This window comes from Enterobacter sp. HNDS-6 (assembly GCF_039850505.1).
Taxonomy (GTDB): domain Bacteria; phylum Pseudomonadota; class Gammaproteobacteria; order Enterobacterales; family Enterobacteriaceae; genus Enterobacter; species Enterobacter kobei.
The window spans coordinates 2,111,611-2,129,455 of sequence record NZ_CP156673.1; the positions used below are offsets into that span (position 1 = coordinate 2,111,611).

Annotated in this window: 13 protein-coding genes; 8 read left to right on the plus strand and 5 right to left on the minus strand. The window is 54.9% G+C overall.

Going from position 1 to position 17,845, the window contains the following annotated elements; all coding sequences use genetic code 11:
- Positions 1-585 precede the first annotated feature (585 nt).
- The 6 genes from ABFI50_RS09895 to aldB all read left to right on the plus strand — a co-directional run bounded on the left by ABFI50_RS09895 (position 586) and on the right by aldB (position 7,738).
- The gene (locus ABFI50_RS09895; RefSeq protein ID WP_014882019.1) at positions 586-942 is read left to right on the plus strand and encodes a DUF3302 domain-containing protein; all 357 of its coding nucleotides are present in this window, start codon (positions 586-588) and stop codon (positions 940-942) included.
- 2 nt (positions 943-944) lie between these two features.
- Positions 945-2,081 carry an HlyD family secretion protein gene (locus ABFI50_RS09900; RefSeq protein ID WP_014882020.1) on the plus strand — a complete coding sequence of 379 codons (1,137 nt, stop codon included), beginning with the start codon at positions 945-947 and terminating at the stop codon, positions 2,079-2,081.
- Positions 2,082-2,171: 90 nt separating this feature from the next.
- Positions 2,172-2,780, plus strand: a complete 609-nt coding sequence (locus ABFI50_RS09905) for a glutathione S-transferase (protein ID WP_014882021.1) — start codon at positions 2,172-2,174, stop codon at positions 2,778-2,780.
- 103 nt (positions 2,781-2,883) lie between these two features.
- A complete protein-coding gene (gene selA, locus ABFI50_RS09910) occupies positions 2,884-4,269 on the plus strand; it encodes an L-seryl-tRNA(Sec) selenium transferase (RefSeq protein ID WP_045269048.1) in 1,386 nt (461 codons plus the stop codon).
- Entirely contained in the window at positions 4,266-6,113 is a 1,848-nt protein-coding gene (gene selB / locus ABFI50_RS09915; protein WP_045269047.1) for a selenocysteine-specific translation elongation factor, read from the plus strand. The genes selA and selB overlap by 4 nt, the downstream gene beginning before the upstream one ends.
- Positions 6,114-6,199: 86 nt before the next feature.
- On the plus strand, positions 6,200-7,738 hold the full coding sequence (gene aldB, locus ABFI50_RS09920; protein ID WP_176260993.1) for an aldehyde dehydrogenase AldB: 1,539 nt from the start codon (positions 6,200-6,202) through the stop codon (positions 7,736-7,738).
- On the opposite strand, the gene ABFI50_RS09925 is transcribed toward aldB, so the two are convergent.
- Positions 7,735-8,700 carry a LysR family transcriptional regulator gene (locus tag ABFI50_RS09925; protein WP_059361794.1) on the minus strand — a complete coding sequence of 322 codons (966 nt, stop codon included), beginning with the start codon at positions 8,698-8,700 and terminating at the stop codon, positions 7,735-7,737. The genes aldB and ABFI50_RS09925 overlap by 4 nt on opposite strands.
- A 116-nt stretch (positions 8,701-8,816) precedes the next feature.
- Between ABFI50_RS09925 and ABFI50_RS09930 the strand changes: the two genes are divergently transcribed.
- Positions 8,817-9,557 carry a MipA/OmpV family protein gene (locus tag ABFI50_RS09930; RefSeq protein ID WP_014882026.1) on the plus strand — a complete coding sequence of 247 codons (741 nt, stop codon included), beginning with the start codon at positions 8,817-8,819 and terminating at the stop codon, positions 9,555-9,557.
- A 74-nt stretch (positions 9,558-9,631) separates the two neighbouring features.
- Here the strand turns inward: ABFI50_RS09930 and ABFI50_RS09935 are convergent, their stop codons facing one another.
- Both ABFI50_RS09935 and ABFI50_RS09940 read right to left on the minus strand, forming a co-directional pair.
- A complete protein-coding gene (locus ABFI50_RS09935; protein WP_176260995.1) occupies positions 9,632-11,581 on the minus strand; it encodes a glycoside hydrolase family 127 protein in 1,950 nt (649 codons plus the stop codon).
- Positions 11,582-11,591: 10 nt separating this feature from the next.
- A complete protein-coding gene (locus ABFI50_RS09940; RefSeq protein ID WP_045282192.1) occupies positions 11,592-12,992 on the minus strand; it encodes an MFS transporter in 1,401 nt (466 codons plus the stop codon).
- Between the two features lie 225 nt (positions 12,993-13,217).
- Here ABFI50_RS09940 and ABFI50_RS09945 point away from each other — a divergent pair, with 225 nt between their 5' ends.
- Entirely contained in the window at positions 13,218-14,027 is an 810-nt protein-coding gene (locus ABFI50_RS09945; protein ID WP_176260996.1) for a helix-turn-helix domain-containing protein, read from the plus strand.
- A 56-nt stretch (positions 14,028-14,083) separates the two neighbouring features.
- Here ABFI50_RS09945 and avtA read toward each other — a convergent pair whose 3' ends face one another.
- Both avtA and ABFI50_RS09955 read right to left on the minus strand, forming a co-directional pair.
- A complete protein-coding gene (gene avtA / locus ABFI50_RS09950) occupies positions 14,084-15,340 on the minus strand; it encodes a valine--pyruvate transaminase (protein WP_176260997.1) in 1,257 nt (418 codons plus the stop codon).
- 197 nt (positions 15,341-15,537) lie between these two features.
- A complete protein-coding gene (locus ABFI50_RS09955; protein ID WP_176260998.1) occupies positions 15,538-17,568 on the minus strand; it encodes an alpha-amylase in 2,031 nt (676 codons plus the stop codon).
- Positions 17,569-17,845 lie beyond the last annotated feature (277 nt).

The window sequence follows — 17,845 nt, forward strand, 5'->3', positions numbered from 1 at the left end:
GGGCCCTGTTCTGATGCTGTGAAATCTGGCACTGAATCGTTCAACTGTCCAGACAGTGAAAATTTGTGTGACATATGTCACGTAAATGTAGGGGGTGTGGCATTCAATGACGTGATCCGAATCACAAAATTAGTGGGTAAAAAAAATACGATGGCGAAAAACAAAGCAAAAACCACGCGTTTCTGTGATTGTGATCTCATTTTTGTTTTGTGGGTTTGTTTCTGGATTGTGACTGATTTCACAAAATATTTTTATGCAGATTTCTCTGGCTGTGATCGGCGGCAAACTCTGCTTTGCGAATTGGCGTCAGGATAGTCTTGAGTGACACGTAAAGCTAAAAAACCACTTTTCATGTGTGGTATGGCGAAAAGTTAAAAGGTGGATTACGCTCATAATGTAAGGTTAAGTATATTATTATTCAGGTTATATTTTGACACGTTTATAAACTTGCATGGAGATATTATAAAAACCGATACTCCCCGGCTCTGAAATAACCAGTGTGCCTTTTAAATTTAAAAATAAATTAATTAGGCTGCGTGCTGTTTTATTCGTTTAATGAGTTGACGTTGTTTAAGTGAGGAAAATATGTTTCTCAACTATTTTGCGTTGGGCGTATTGATTTTTGTATTTCTGGTGCTTTTTTACGGGATTATCGCTATTCATGATATCCCTTATAATATGGCTAAAAAACGTAATCATCCCCATGCCGATGCGATTCATACGGCAGGCTGGATTAGCCTGTTCACCCTCCATGCCATCTGGCCGTTTCTGTGGATTTGGGCCACGCTCTACCGTGAAGATCGCGGTTGGGGCATGCAGAACCACATTACAAAGCCAGATGAGGTGCCAGGCATGGATGCGCTGTCCAAACGCGTAGCCGAATTAGAACAAAAGCTGGCGGCGGTACAGCCCACTGCCGATCAGAACACGCTGGAGCGCTAATCATGGATCTGTTGATTATTTTGACCTATGTGGCATTTGCCTGGGCGATCTTTAAAATATTCCGCATTCCGGTAAATCAGTGGACGCTCGCCACCGCAACGTTGGGTGGGGTATTTATTGTTGCCGGACTGATTCTGTTAATGAACTATAACCATCCGTATACCTTTACGGCGCAAAAAGCGGTTATTTCCATTCCGATTACACCGCAGGTGACGGGCGTGGTCACCGAAGTGACTGATAAAAACAACCAGCTCATTAAAAAAGGCGAAGTGTTATTTAAACTTGATCCGGGCCGCTACCAGGCGCGGGTCGATAGACTCAAGGCCGATCTGGTCACCGCAACCCACAATATCGATAGCCTGAAAGCGCAGCTTGCAGAAGCCGTCGCTAATACCACGCGCGTCTCGGCAGAGCGTGACCGCCTGTATAAAGATTATCAGCGTTACCTGAAAGGCAGCCGGGCGAAGGTGAACCCGTTTTCTGAAAGCGATATCGACAACGCGCGGCAGAACTATCTGGCGCAGGATGCGCTGGTGAAAGGTTCTGTGGCTGAACAGACGCAGATTCAAAGTCAGTTAGACAGCATGGTGAACGGTGAACAGTCGCAGATTGCCTCATTACGCGCCCAGCTTGCCGAAGCGAAATACAATCTCGATCAGACCGTGGTGCGCGCGCCGAGCAACGGCTATATCACCCAGGTGCTGATCCGTCCGGGGACCTATGCCGCCGCGTTACCTCTGCGTCCGGTCATGGTCTTTATTCCGGAACAGAAACGTCAGATTGTGGCGCAGTTCCGCCAGAACTCGCTGCTGCGTCTTAAGCCGGGTGATGAAGCGGAAGTGGTGTTTAATGCGCTGCCGGGCCAGGTATTTACCGGGAAACTCACCAGCGTCCTGCCGGTGGTGCCGGGAGGGTCGTACCAGGCGCAGGGGGCGTTGCAGGCATTGACCGTCACACCGGGCACGGATGGCGTACAGGCGCTGATTGAACTGGAGCCTAACGCCGACGTCGATGCGCTACCAGACGGTATCTATGCCCAGGTGGCGGTCTATTCAGACCATTTCGCCCACGTCTCGGTGATGCGTAAAGTGTTGCTGCGCATGACCAGCTGGATGCACTACCTCTACCTCGATCATTAATCCCGCCAGGGCAGGAATGCGACATCCATACCTGCCCTTTTTTCATCCCGTGATCCATACTGACCTTTTTCCGGCATCAAGGATCAGGCAATGAAACTCATCGGTAGCTATACCAGTCCCTTCGTGCGAAAAATCTCGATTCTCCTGCTGGAGAAAGGGATGACATTCGAATTCGTCAATGAACAGCCCTACAACGCTGAAAACGGCGTCGCGCAGTACAACCCGCTGGGAAAAGTTCCGGCGCTGGTGACGGACGAGGGTGAATACTGGTTCGACTCCCCGATTATTGCGGAGTATATCGAGCTGTTGGGCGTGGCCCCGGCAATGCTGCCGGCTGACCCAAAAGCGGCGCTGGCGGTGAAGCAGATTGAAGCCCTGGCCGATGGCATTATGGATGCGGCGCTGACTTCCGTGCGTGAGCAGGCAAGGCCCGCCGCACAGCAGTCAGAAAACGAACTGCTGCGCCAGCGGGAAAAAATCAACCGCAGTCTGGATATGTGCGAACAGCTCATCCGGGAGGGAAAAATTCACACCGACAGCCTGAACCTGGCCACCATCGCCATTGCCTGCGCCATCGGGTATCTCAATTTCCGCCGCGTGTCCCCCGGCTGGTGCGTTGACCGACCGTTGCTGGTGAAGCTGGCTGAAACGCTCTTTAGCCGCGAGAGCTTTGCCCGTACCGAACCGCCAAAGGCTTGACGCGGGTTATAACACTTCGCTGCAGGAGGCGGTACAATCTCTCCACATGTTAACTCCCTCTCCCGTCGGGAGGGGGGAAGATATTTACTCGCCAGGCGCTTTCATGACTACTCATCATTCGCTCTACAGCCAGATCCCCGCTACCGATCGTCTTCTTCGCGAACCTCGCATTCATGCTGTTGTGGAGCGTTTCGGCCATACCGCGACGGTTGAGATGTTACGCCTGCTTCAGGACGAAGCCCGATGCGCCATTCAGGCAGAAAATAGCTTGCCCGACTGGTGTAGCGAGTGGGAGCTGGAAGTGGAACATCGGCTGGACAAGAACGCGCAAAGCGCATTACGCCCGGTGATCAACCTTACCGGTACCGTGCTGCACACCAACCTGGGCCGCGCGCAGCAGGCGGAAGAGGCCGTGGCTGCGGTCGGGCAGGCCATGCGAACGCCGGTGACGCTGGAGTACGATCTGGACGGCGCAGGACGCGGGCATCGCGATCGTGCCCTGGCGGATCTGCTGTGCCAGCTGACCGGTGCAGAAGATGCCTGCATTGTGAATAACAACGCCGCAGCGGTGCTGCTAATGCTGGCGGCCACCGCCAGTGGCAAAGAGGTGGTGGTATCCCGCGGCGAGCTGGTGGAAATTGGCGGGGCGTTTCGCATTCCGGACGTGATGCGCCAGGCGGGCTGCACGCTGCATGAGGTCGGTACCACCAACCGTACCCATGCGAAAGATTATCGCGCAGCGGTGAATGAAAACACCGCCCTGCTGATGAAGGTTCACACCAGCAATTATCAGATTGAAGGCTTCACCAAAACGGTTGATGAGGCCGAGCTGGCGGAAATTGGGCGCGAACTGAATATCCCGGTGATTGCCGATCTCGGCAGCGGTTCGCTGGTGGACCTGAGCCAGTACGGCTTGCCAAAAGAACCGATGCCGCAAGAGATGATTGCGGCGGGCGTCAGCCTGGTGAGTTTTTCCGGCGACAAACTGCTGGGCGGGCCGCAGGCCGGAATTATCGTCGGCAAACGCGAGCTGATTGCCCGGCTGCAGCAGCATCCGCTCAAGCGCGCCCTGCGAGCCGATAAAATGACCCTTGCCGCGCTGGATGCGACGCTGCGGCTCTATCTCCATCCGGAGAAACTGGCCGACCGCCTGCCTGTGCTGCGTCTCTTAACCCGTGATGCCGCCTCGATTCGTGCGCAGGCCGAGTTATTGCTGCCGCGCATCGCCCCGCACTACCCTGATTTTGACGTTCGGATTGAGCCCTGCCAGTCGCAGATTGGCAGCGGTTCGCTGCCGGTGGACAGGCTGCCGAGCGAAGCGCTCACGTTTACCCCGCGTGACGGGCGCGGCAGCCACCTGGAGGCCCTGTCGTTACGCTGGCGCGCCATGCCTGTGCCGGTTATCGGGCGGATTTACGATGGACGAATGTGGCTGGATCTGCGCTGCCTTGATGATGAAGAGCGATTTCTGGAGATGTTGTTGAAATGATTATTGCCACCGCCGGTCATGTCGACCACGGAAAAACGACGTTGCTGCAGGCGATTACTGGCATAAACGCCGATCGTCTGCCGGAAGAGAAAAAGCGCGGCATGACCATCGACCTGGGCTATGCCTACTGGCCCCAGCCAGACGGCCGCGTGCTGGGTTTTATTGATGTACCAGGGCACGAGAAGTTTCTGTCTAACATGCTGGCGGGGGTGGGGGGTATCGATCATGCCCTGCTGGTCGTGGCCTGCGATGACGGCGTGATGGCGCAAACCCGCGAGCATCTGGCAATCCTCCAGCTGACCGGCAACCCGCAGCTGACCGTAGCGCTGACGAAAGCTGACCGCGTGGATGACGCGCGCGTCGGCGAGGTGCGCGAAGGGGTGCAGGCCACCTTACGGGAGTATGGTTTTGCCGATGCGCCGATTTTTGTCACCGTGGCCACCGAGGGACGCGGCATCGACGAACTTCGTCACCATTTGCAGCAACTGACGTCACGTGACCACGCAAGTCATCATCGCTTCCGTCTGGCGATTGATCGGGCATTTACCGTAAAAGGGGCGGGCCTGGTGGTCACCGGTACCGCGTTGAGCGGTGAAGTGAAGGTGGGCGATAGCCTGTGGCTGACGGGCATTAACAAACCGATGCGCGTGCGCGGCTTACATGCACAGAACCAGCCCGCAGAGCAGGCGCATGCCGGGCAGCGGATCGCGCTGAATATTGCCGGAGATGCGGAAAAAGAGCAGCTTAACCGCGGCGACTGGCTGCTGGCCGATGCTCCGCCAGAGCCGTCTGAACGCGTGATTGTCTCTCTGCAGACGAATGTGCCGCTGACTCAGTGGCAGCCGCTGCATATTCACCACGCGGCCAGCCATATCACCGGACGCGTGTCGCTGCTGGAAAACGATCTTGCTGAACTGGTTTTCGATTCACCGCTCTGGCTTGCAGACAACGACCGTCTGGTTCTGCGGGATATCTCCGCGCGGGAAACGCTGGCCGGGGCACGGGTGGTGGCGCTTAACTCGCCGCGACGCGGCAAGCGTAAACCGGAATATCTGCAATGGCTGGCCGCGCTGGCACAGGCCCCTGATGATAACGCCGCGCTGCGGGTGCATCTCGATCGCGGTGCAGTGAACCTGGGTGATTTTGCCTGGGCACGCCAGCTGAGCAGGGAAGGATTAGACCCGCTGACCCGGCAGCCGGGCTTTATTCAGGCCGGTAATAGCCTGTTGAATGCCCCGGTTGCCGCACGCTGGCAGCGCAAAATACTCACCACTCTCGCGACGTATCATGAACAGCATCAGGATGAGCCTGGTCCGGGGCGTGAGCGTCTGCGCCGCATGGCGCTGCCGATGGAAGACGATGCGCTGGTGCTGCTGCTGATTGAAAACATGCGCGAAAGCGGGGTGATTAAAAGCCACCACGGCTGGCTGCACCTGCCGGATCACAAAGCCGGATTCACCGCAGAGCAGGAGGTTATCTGGCAGAAAGTGGCTTCGCTGTTTGGTGATGAGCCGTGGTGGGTTCGCGATCTGGCGCGCGAAACGAACACCGACGAGCAGGCGATGCGTCAGGTATTACGCCACGCGGCGCAGCAGGGGCTGATAGTTGCGATCGTGAAAGATCGTTATTACCGTAACGATCGCATTGTGGCGTTTGCTAACCTGATCCGCGAGCTGGATCAGGCGCGCGGCTCTACCTGTGCAGCCGATTTTCGCGATCGGCTAAACGTAGGGCGCAAGCTGGCGATTCAGATCCTGGAATATTTCAATCGTATTGGGTTTACGCGTCGCCGCGGTAACGACCATGTTCTGCGAGATTCGTTATTATTTCCTGAAACTCCGTGACCCCCGTCGTAAACACCGTTACCGGTTGGCGAGAAAATCGCCAGCCGGGACTACCCTTGTTGTACACCAACAGCAAGGAGACGGTCATGACAAACAATCCTCCCTCTTCGCGTATCCAGCCTGGCGAGTATGGTTTTCCCCTCAAGCTAAAGCCTCGTTATGACAACTTTATTGGCGGCGACTGGGTGGCCCCCGTCGACGGCGAATACTATTCCAACCTGACCCCCGTTACCGGCCAGCCGCTGTGTGAAATAGCCAGCTCCGGCAAGCGCGATATCGATCTGGCGCTGGATGCGGCGCACAACGCGAAAGACAAATGGGGGCATACCTCCGTTCAGGATCGGGCAGCCATTCTGTTCAAAATCGCTGACCGGATGGAGCAGAATCTGGAACTGCTGGCGACGGCAGAAACCTGGGATAACGGCAAGCCGATCCGGGAAACGATGGCGGCAGACGTGCCGCTGGCCATTGACCACTTCCGCTATTTTGCCTCCTGTATTCGCGCTCAGGAGGGCGGAATCAGCGAGGTCGACAGCGACACCGTGGCGTATCACTTCCACGAACCGCTGGGCGTGGTAGGGCAAATTATTCCGTGGAACTTCCCGCTGCTGATGGCGAGCTGGAAAATGGCGCCCGCGCTGGCAGCAGGCAACTGCATTGTGCTCAAACCGGCGCGTCTGACCCCGCTTTCGGTTCTGCTGCTGATGGAAATCGTTGGCGATCTCCTGCCGCCGGGCGTGATTAACGTGGTGAACGGTGCGGGTGGCGAGATAGGGGAGTATCTGGCTACGTCTAAACGTATCGCCAAAGTGGCATTTACCGGGTCGACGGAAGTGGGCCAGCAGATCATGCAGTACGCCACCCAGAACATCATTCCGGTGACGCTTGAGCTCGGGGGAAAATCCCCGAACATCTTCTTTGCAGACGTGATGGAAGAAGAGGATGCCTTCTTCGATAAAGCCCTGGAAGGGTTTGCGCTGTTTGCGTTTAACAAGGGTGAAGTCTGTACCTGCCCGAGTCGCGCGCTGGTGCAGGAGTCTATCTATGAACGCTTCATGGAGCGCGCCATTCGCCGCGTCGAATCTATCCGCAGCGGGAACCCGCTCGATAACGTTACGCAGATGGGGGCGCAGGTCTCACATGGACAGCTGGAGACCATCCTCAACTACATTGATATCGGCAAGAAAGAGGGCGCAGATATCCTGACCGGCGGACGCCGTAAGGTACTTGGTGGCGATCTGCAGGACGGGTATTACCTTGAGCCGACGATCCTGTTTGGCAAGAACAACATGCGCGTCTTTCAGGAGGAGATTTTCGGACCGGTGCTGGCGGTGACCACCTTCAAAACGATGGAGGAGGCACTGGAGATTGCCAACGACACGCCGTATGGCCTGGGGGCAGGCGTCTGGAGCCGCAACGGTAATCTGGCCTATAAAATGGGCCGGGGCATTCAGGCCGGGCGCGTCTGGACCAACTGCTATCACGCCTATCCGGCACACGCCGCATTTGGGGGTTATAAGCAATCCGGCATCGGGCGTGAAACCCACAAGATGATGCTGGAGCATTACCAGCAGACGAAATGTTTGCTGGTCAGCTACTCCGATAAACCGCTGGGCCTGTTCTAGTCGCCCTGCTCAGGCCGTCCCTGGGCGGCCTGAGCAATTTGCTGGCGCAGGCAATTGAGGACGCCATCAAGGACGTACTGCACACGCCAGGGCTGGTATTCACGTTTGCGGAATATCGCGGTCAGATCGAGCCACCACTCTTCCTGATGCGGGAAGCAGGGAACCAGCATGCCTTGCGCTAATTCTTTTTTCAGGCTCTCTTTAGGTGCGAATACGATGCCAAGATTATTTCTTGCCAGCTCCAGCGCCGTCTGCGTGTTGTCGCAAATATAATTTCCGGTCACCCTGTAATCTTGCACGTTATCACTACCATGGGTACGAAAACGCCAGATATTTGCATCGTCGACCAGCATGGAATCGATCAGAATACATGAGTGATTAATTAAATCGTCAGGTCCGGCTAATGGATGGTTATTCAAATATTCCTGGGTGGCGAATGCCGTAACGGAATATTTTGTTAATACGCTGGCGACCAGACTTCCATCTTTTGGTTGTGCATAGGTAATTAAAATATCGCAGTCATCCGGGAAGGAAACGCCTTCTGAAAATTCATTGCGGTCCAGGTTGTACGTTTTCAGGGAGATACGAATGTCGCCGATGTCTTTTATCTGATGGATGACATGGCGCGCGAGGTAGGTGACAATTCCCGTGGGCGCGTAAAGGGTCACTTTGCCCCGCTTTTCATGCTTATAATCGGCAATGAAATTCACGAGCTGATCGTTTTTGTCCAGCGAAGCGTCAATATAGGGAAGTAACGCTTCACCAAACTGAGTAAGCGCAAGCTGACGGGTCGTGCGCTCAAAAACCTTTAGTCCAACCCGCGCTTCAAAATCAGAGAGATATTTACTGACGTTAGCCTGCGCCATACCCAACAGGGCAGCAGCATCACCAATGCTGTGAGTGGCGGCGATGACGGAGATTATTTTTAATTCGCGTGGCTTTAGCTGTAATTTACTCATCATGCGTGCCCATCTATATCATTATATATATAATATTATATAAACCGCAGCGTTGCATTGGCAAATTTGTAACCATTATTATTCGCCCCGCTTGTTTGGCGTTTAAATGGATTACTTTGATGACTATTAAATACAATTTACTTATCGCTGCCACGTTATTTGCAGCTACGTCTGCAATGGCCGGTGACTTTTCAATAGGGGCGGGGGCTGTATTTAATGAGTCGCCTTATAAGGGGTATAACGAAAATACCACTGCGGTGCCGTTAATCAGTTACGAAAGCGATCGTTTTTATGTGCGCCAGACCACGGGCGGCTGGATCCTGTGGAAAGACGCAAAAAATGAACTCAGCCTGACCGCATCGTGGATGCCGTTGCATTTTGATCCCGATGACAATGACGACCATCAGATGAAACAGCTTGATGAGCGTAAGGCGTCCGCTTTCCTCGGTGGCGCGTACTATCACCACGAAAGCTGGGGTTCTTTGAAAGTGGCGGTCTCTGGCGATGCCACGGATGAAAGCGGCGGCATGATTGGAGAAGTCTCCTACTTTCGACCCATCAGGATGGAACGTCTGACCCTGACGCCATCTGTGGGTGTTTTTTATACCGACGAAAGCTATAACGACTACTACTACGGCGTATCCGGCAACGAGTCTCGCCGCTCAGGTCTGAAGCAATACACCGCCGGTGACAGCTGGACGCCATACGTTGGCCTGGCGGCTAAATATCAGTTAACCCAGAAGCTGTACCTTAACGCTAGCGCGGTCTACACCGTGTTGCCTGACGACGTGAAGAACAGCCCGATGATCGACCGCGACGACAGCTTCGTGCTGATGACCGGGCTGACCTGGCGCTTCTGATACGTTAAAGCCGGTTTACTCCCTCTCCCCGTGGGTGTGTACAGTCCGGGGGGAGGGCAACAGAACGCAAATATTCAGCCTTCATCCACCCATATCCGCATCTCCCCTTCTCCCCGGTTTGCCCAACTGAACCAGGGAATAAAGGTCAGCGTCTGGGGCTGACGCTGTACCGGCGAGCGATCGTACTGCCACAGCGCATCCGTATCCTTCGCGTGATAACCGCTCCCCTCCGCCTGTATCAACATTTTGTGCGCGAAAATGCCTTTGCCTTCAAATACCCGGAACGCACTGTTTTCAGGCAAAGAAAGGTTATGCAGATTTGCGCCGTTATCAGCTTCTTCCAGACAGTAAACCAGGGGCCCGCGCTGAAGCGCGACTTTACCTGCCTGCTGGCGCACCTGCGGGTTACCGTACACGCGGCGAACCGGCATAGGGAGTGTCAGAGTCAGCGTGTCGCCCTCATGCCAGCAACGGTTGAGGTAAAGATATCCACGAACGACCTCACCGGTGACGCGTTCACCATTCAGCGAAACAGCCGGTTCGGCGCACCAGTCCGGCAGCCGCAGGGCCAGCGTGTGAGTCACCGGAACAGGCGAGGTTATTTCGATGGTCACCTGATCCTGCCACGGATAGTTACCGCTAATACGTAGCCGGAGTGTGTTTTCATCAATCTGTATGGCGACATCGTTCCCCACATACAGGTTGATCAACAGGGCATCCGGGCGAACGGTATAAATGTAATGTCCCAGTGAGGTCAGCACGCGGGCGATATTCGGCGGACAGCAGGCGCAGCCGAACCATCGCTGGCGGACGGGCTTCACGTGATCGTAGATATGGTTGAACGCCAGCGTTTTAGGATGTACCTCCAGCGGGTTCACATAGAAGAAGTGTTTTCCGTCCAGCGCCATGCCGCCGAGTACCGTGTTGTATAACGCGCGCTCCATCACGTCGGCGTAGTGACTGTCTGCCTCCATCTCGAGCATCCGGCGGGCAAACATCATCAGGCCAATGGAGGCGCAGCTTTCCGCGTACACCGTATCGTTGGGCAGATCGTAATCGCTGCTGAATGCCTCGCCGCTACTTTGCGAGCCAATCCCGCCGGTAATGTACAGCTGGCGCTGCGCCATGTTATTCCACAGCCGCAGGCAGTCCTGGCGTTTACCTTCGTCGCCGCTCATGCGCGCCAGATGCGCCATGCCCGCCATCAGGTAGACAAAGCGTACCGCATGGCCGATGGCCGTTTGTTGTTCAGCAAGAGGTTGATGTGCCTGGCTGTAGGCTTTGTCCTTGACCATCCACGCAGGTCCATAGGTATTCCAGTATGACGTTTTGCCACGCTTCTCGTACTCGATATCGTAGAAGTGAGGCTGGGCGCCGCGTTCCTCAATAAAGTATTTCACCAGATTGAGGTAGCGTGGTTCCTCCGTGACGTCGTACAGCCGCATCAGCGCCAGCTCGATTTCCGGGTGGCCAGGATAACCGTGCAGCTGCGTTTCGCCAGGGCCAAACACGCTGTCGATATGGTCTGCCAGCCTGCACACCACATCCAGCAGGTTGCGTTTACCGGTTCCCTGAAACCAGGCCACGCCAGCCTCAATCATATGCCCGGCGCAGTACAGCTCGTGGCATTCGGCCAGATTGGTCCAGCGCGCCTCGGGGGCCTTAACCGTAAAGTACGTATTGAGATAGCCATCTTCACACTGTGCTGCGGCAATCAGTTCAATGACCTCGTCGGCGGTTTTTTCCAGTTCAGCATCCGGTTTCTGGCATAGCGACCACGCCACGGCCTCCAGCCATTTCGCCACGTCGCTGTCCTGAAACACCATCCCGTAGAATTCACCCTCTTCCAGACCTGCGGCAATGCGGAAGTTGGTAATGGCGTGGCTGGGTTCAGCCTCTGCCACGCGATCGTTCAGCGCATCCCACTGGTAGGGGATCACCACATCACGGACCAGTCGTTGATACTGCCCGAGAAACGGGTCATTGATTTTCAGTTGGTGCAGATCGGGTTCCATTACGGACATCGTATTCTCCTCAGGAAGGGACATGACGCTGGCGCAGATCGGTGGCAATCCGCGACATCAGTGGATTGTTAAGCCTGCACCAGCGGATAGTGACCGCCAGCAGCAGATGGAAAAGGGCAGGCAGCAGTGTCTCCATGGCGGTGATGCCCTGTAACGAGGCTGGCGTCTGGTTACCCATGCCCGGCTGATAGGCTACGGTGATAAACACCAGGCTGATGATCCCGGCGCTGGATGCCCATGCGAGCTTGATGAAAAACAGGTTGAAGGCGAAGTTCATGCCCGATGAGCGCACGCCGTTTTTCCATTCACCGTAGTCATCGGCAAAAGCCATCAGCGAGAAGTGCAGTGGCAGGGTAAAACCGAGGATCACGCCGTTGCTTAAAATAATCACTAGCCAGAGCGTCTGGTGCGCCGGGCCTCCCGGCAGAAACCACATGCCCACCGCAAGCGCAGCGAGCACCAGGTTGGTGTAGTAGTAGAGTTTGACGGTATCAATACGGCGCGACAGCGGATTGACAATCACCGCACCCAGAATGGCCGCAAAAGTCACCATCGTGAAAAACAGCGAGGTATAGGCCGTGCTGCCCTGCAGGACGTAGGTGATGAAGTACATATATCCGCCGCCGCGAATGTTGAAAACGTTGATCAGCAGAAACGACATCACCAGCATCAGGAGCAGTTGATCGTTTTTACGCAGGCCCGCAAGGTGCTCGCGTAAGGTGAATTTACCCATCAGCGCCAGCGGAACGCGCTCGCGAACCCAGAAGAAGCAGCAGAGAAACATCACCACGGCGACAGCACACAGGACGCCGACGCCAAGCTGATAACCCTTTGCGGCATCGCCCTGACCGAGCTCCGCGACCAGCCATGGCAAACCCACAGAGACCAGAAATCCCGCCACGCCGCACAGCACAAAGCGCCATGACTGGCAGGCGATCACCTCGTTATGTCGGGTAGTCATGGTGTTAATCAGCGCGCAGTAGGGCACGTTAATGGCGGTATAACCAACGGACAACAGCAAATAGGTACCAAACGCCCAGGCGATTTTCACCCCCATGCTGGCTTCCGGTACGGTGAACGTCAGCACGCCAATAACCCCGATGGGGAGCGCCACCCATAGCTGCCAGGGACGAAAACGTCCCCAGCGGCTCTGCGTGCGGTCAGCAATCACGCCCATCACCGGATCGGAGATGGCATCAAACACACGAAGAGCAATAAATAGCGTGCCCACGAGCGCGGGAGTGAGGCCAAAGACATCGGTATAGAAAAAGGTCAGGAAATTCATGATCAGGCAGGTAATTACCGTCCCGCCCGCATCACCCAGGCCATAGCCAATTTTTTCGCGGACGGACAGCCGGTCATCTGCCGCCCCTTGTGTCACGTCTGATTCAGTAATCGGTGTGGAAGTCATGAAGTAACTCCTCGATGAACGAATTTATTATCGTATTTATGCAAGGTACCCATTTATTCTGCATTGAACGGCAAGGCCAACAAGGGAAGGGAAAAGTATAAAAAGGTGACGATTCCGACCTGATGAAGAAAATGTGATTTCGATCGGACAGTTATTCAGATATTAGTTAATAATCAATGCGTAAATTGAATATTGATGGCAATAAAAGCGGAATGGTGAATATCCATGCTCGAATTATCCATAGCGCTTCCGATTAAGGTCCAAAATGGCGGGCTATTTATTTCCCGGGGCGTGGGTCGCCATCCTGCGCGGAAATTAACATCGTGGGAGATTATTTTTGTCGAAAAAGGGACATTAACGATCCAGGAAGAAAATACGGTGTTTGAGGTGCGTGCGGGGGAGACGTTACTGCTTTGGCCTGACAGGCGACACGTGGGTGTGGGCGAATTCCCTGTCGATCTTAAATTTTACTGGCTGCATTTTGAGATTGAACATTACCCCTCTTCACAACCCAATCTGGCGATAGAACAGCATTGTCGCGTGAGGGACACCCAGTCTGTCATTTCTCTTTTCCGCCAGTTCTTAAGCGAGCAGGAGAAATTACAGCGAACCATGGCGCTTGAAATCATTTTACTGCTGATCTTACAGCAAATTTCCCGTCCTTCCGGATATGAAGACAGCGCCAATGAAGCCGGTGCGGCCATGGCGTGGAAGGCGAAACAGCTTATTCGCACACAGTTTCATTTACCGCTTTCAACGTCGCTATTGGCAAAAGAGCTGCACTGCAATGCGGATTATCTTGGGCGAGTATTTCGCCGGACATTTCATTTAACCCTGACGGAGGCCATTCATCGCCAGCGTGTCCGGGCGGCAGAAAAATTACTGCTCAACGAGGCCGCATCATTAACCGAAGTAGCGACACGCTGCGGTTTTAATGATGTGGGCTATTTTCGACAGATTTTTTCTAAGCACACCGGTCTAACGCCCGCCGTCTGGAAACGGCGGTACTGTAAAGAGCATATTAATTCTGGTTGACCTGCCTCGGGGTCGCCAGATTATGCCCGCTGTGCAGCATCATCTGGCGTAACGCGTCACTGACCGTCTTCGAGCCAGGCTTTTTCGATTTCTTCGGCGAGAATTTTGACGCCTGCTTCAATTTTTTCCGGATCGGGCACGTAGTTCATACGCATGCACTGGTGCGTGTGCGGCCACGGCTTATCCAGACCCGGGAAGAAGTAATCACCCGGCACCATCAACACACCGCGTTTTTTCAGACGCTGGTAGAGCAGTTCGGTGGTGATCGGCAGGTCCTTAAACCACAGCCAGAGGAAAATCGCCCCTTCAGGTTTGTGGATCAGGCAGCGCTCTTCCGGCAGGTAGCGGCGAATCGTCGCGATGGTTTCCTGAACGCGCTGATAATAAAACGGCTTGATAACCTCGTTAGACAGACGCAGCAGGTCGTTGCGCTTAATCATTTCACACATCATTGCCGGACCGATGCCGCCCGGTGAAAGGCTGATAATGCCGTTCATATTGGTAATGGCGGTGATGATTTTCTCGTTGGCGATGATGATGCCGCAGCGGCTACCCGGCAGGCCCAGCTTAGAGAGGCTCATACACAGAACGATATTCGGGTTCCACAGCGGACGCGCTTCGCTGAAGATAATGCCCGGGAACGGCACGCCGTAGGCGTTATCGATCACCAGCGGAATGCCGTGCTGATTTGCCAGCGCATCCAGCTTCATCAGCTCGTCGTTGGTAATGACGTTGCCCGTCGGGTTAGTCGGACGGGAGACGCAGATCATGCCCGTCTCTTCACCGATATGCAGATGTTCAAAATCGACGTGATATTTGAACTGGCCTTCCGGCAGCAGCTCAATGTTAGGGCGTGCGGAGACGAACAGATCCTCTTCCAGACCGGAATCGGCATAGCCGATATACTCCGGGGCCAGCGGGAACAGCACTTTTTTGGTTGTGCCGTCGGCGCGACGTCCAGCGAACAGGTTAAACAAGTAGAAAAACGCGCTCTGGCTGCCGTTTGTTAGTGCAATATTCTGTGGTTCGATATCCCAGCCCAGCTCGTCACGCAGCATTCCAGCGAGGAGCGCCAGCAGTTCAGTTTTGCCCTGAGGACCGTCGTAATTGCAGAGCGCATCGGTCGCTTTGCCGTTTTCCAGCATCTGAGCGAGCAGCGTCTGGAAATAGGTATTCATCTCCGGAATTTGAGCCGGGTTTCCGCCGCCGAGCATGATTGCGCCCGGTGTGCGCAGCCCGTCGTTGAGGTCCTCCATCAGGCGAGTAATGCCTGAATGGCGGGTGAATTTGTCGCCGAAAAGTGAAAACGTCATAGCAGGTGATCTGTCGAGCTTATTTTGAAAGTGGGTAACCATAACGCTAGCACCGTGTTGGTGCAAATCGGGTGGTGTGGTCGGATTTGTTGTTTTATGTGGCGGGTAAGGATTTATTCAGTGAATTGTTCTGGCGGTTTTTTCTCCCCTCACCCCGGCCCTCTCCCCTGTGGAGAGAGGGTTAGGGTGAGGGGGGATTATTGATTACCAGCCCATACCACCATGACTTTATCGCCCTTGTGCTCGCGCACAAAGCCATACCCTTCTTTCAGCGACAGCGTGGTTTGCTTGCCTTCGCCGATCGCCGGGTGACGGGCGCGGAACTGACCCAGCATTTGCCAGTGGGCGACGGTTGACGCCTGCGTGCCCGTGACATCCTGCCAGTTCATATCCGAACGGGTGCCCTGAAGCGGGTCGGAGCCCGTCGGGCCGAACGGACGTTCGGATTCATCCCCGTAATAGATTTGTACGCTGCCCGGTGCCAGCAGGAGCAGCTCAGCCGCGCGCTGACCACCTTCGCGGAACAGGCGTGTGTCATGGGAGGAGAGGTAGCTCAGAACGTTGAAGCTTTGCAGCTTTTCTGCCATCTGCTGCCACGTCAGGTCGATATCGGCCAGGCAGTTCACCGCCTTTGCCGCCTGCTCCTGATAATCAAAGTTGATCATCGCATCGAAACCGTGGCGGTAATAATCACTCAGCATCACCCCGTGACCCCAGGATTCCCCGGTCATCCAGAACGGTGCGTTGTCGAGCTTTTTGTCCGGGTTCGCCCCTTTCCAGGCCGCCAGTGCCTGACTAGTCTGATCTTTTAGCTGCTGCCAGGCCGCAAGCTCGACGTGCTTCGCGGTATCGACCCGAAAACCGTCGATTCCGTAGTCTCGTACCCACTGGCTGAGCCAGTGAGTCAGATAGTCGCGCGGGGTATATCCCGGGATGGCCTTTGCGTGGGTATCGGGTTTGTGTTGATAAAAATTGGGTAACCCGGAAGGGACGGTGGATTCCGTTTTCAGGTCGGGCAGGAACGCCAGCGACATCGTCAAATCATCAAAGCCAGGGTTGTCGTAATCACCGATGTCGGTACGGATCCATTTCTTGCCCCACCATTTTTCCCATGCGGCTTTGTCGCTGAAGTTAATGTAGTCATTGAAGCTGTGCCAGGTTTGGCCTGCACCTGGCTTCCAGTCGGTCCAGTGTTCACCCAGCGTTTTTTTCAGCTCATCACCCTGTAAATACAGCGCGCCAAACTGATACGCCTGCATGTCTGCTAGCGTCGCGTAGCCCGTGTGGTTCATGACGATATCGAACAGGATGCGGATACCACGCTTGTGTGCTTCATCGACAAGATGGCGCAAATCTTCTTCGGTACCCATGTTGGCATCAAGCTTTGTCCAGTCCTGGGTGTAATAGCCATGATACGCATAGTGAGGGAAATCTCCTTTGGTCCCCCCGCCTACCCAGCCGTGGATCTGCTCAAGCGGAGAGCTTATCCAGAGCGCATTCACCCCCAGTTGCTGTAAATAATCGAGCTTGCTGGCAAGTCCCTTGAGGTCGCCACCGTGGAAGGTGCCAATCTCCTGCATGCCGTCTTTATGGCGGCCATAGCTGTTGTCGTTGCTCGGGTCACCGTTCACATAGCGGTCGGTCAGGACAAAATAGACGGTGGCGTTCTGCCAGCTAAACGGTGCGGGTTTATCCGTTTCGGCGCGCTCAAGCAGCAGCAGGCCATTACTGCCAGCGGCGGGCTGCAGGGTAATGTTTCCGTTCTGTACCGTCGCGGTCTGTTTGCTGTAGAAATCACGCACTACTGTCCCTTCCGGGAAAGTATCGCTAACGTTCAGCGTCAGCGGTTTACCATCCCACTTCGGACACTGGCGGATAGCGGTTGCCACCGGTTGTTCTGCTGCACTCTGAATTGTCAGCAGCATTGTGGGCGTGCCGGAGCGAGTATCAATCCGCATCTGATATTCACCGTCGCGGAAAAGGCGCCACTGCGGCGGCGTGCTATCGCAGGGTTTGAGCGACAGCATCTCATTGAGTTTTATCGCCTCTGATGGCTGCCAGCACGTCTTGTCAAAACTCAGCGTAAGAGGACGCGTACCCTTCGCAAGCTTTGCCTGGCTGGTGAAAATCCCGGTGCCTTCGGCGCTAAAACTATTAAACCCCTGTGATGACCAGTCAGCGTGTGCCAGTGCGGGTAGCATCAGAAAAGCCAGAGCGGTGCGTTTCATTCCATTTTCCTGTCGCGGCATTTTTAACCAGTTTGCCATCAGGCGGAGGGTAAAAACTCATCCTCCAGCGCTTTCTGCCAGGAGGATGGGTGAGGATGAGTGATCCCGCGCAAAATTAGGCAGTTATCTGCGATATCGCGCACAAATTTTCAGGAGTGCTGTTTTTATAAGCAAGTTTCAGGTGACATAGTTTCGGATTTGGACTATTTCTATACGTGCTCTTGAAGTCTATTTTTGATATGATTTGAGATTCCGCTCTCAAATTTGTGAAAAAAAT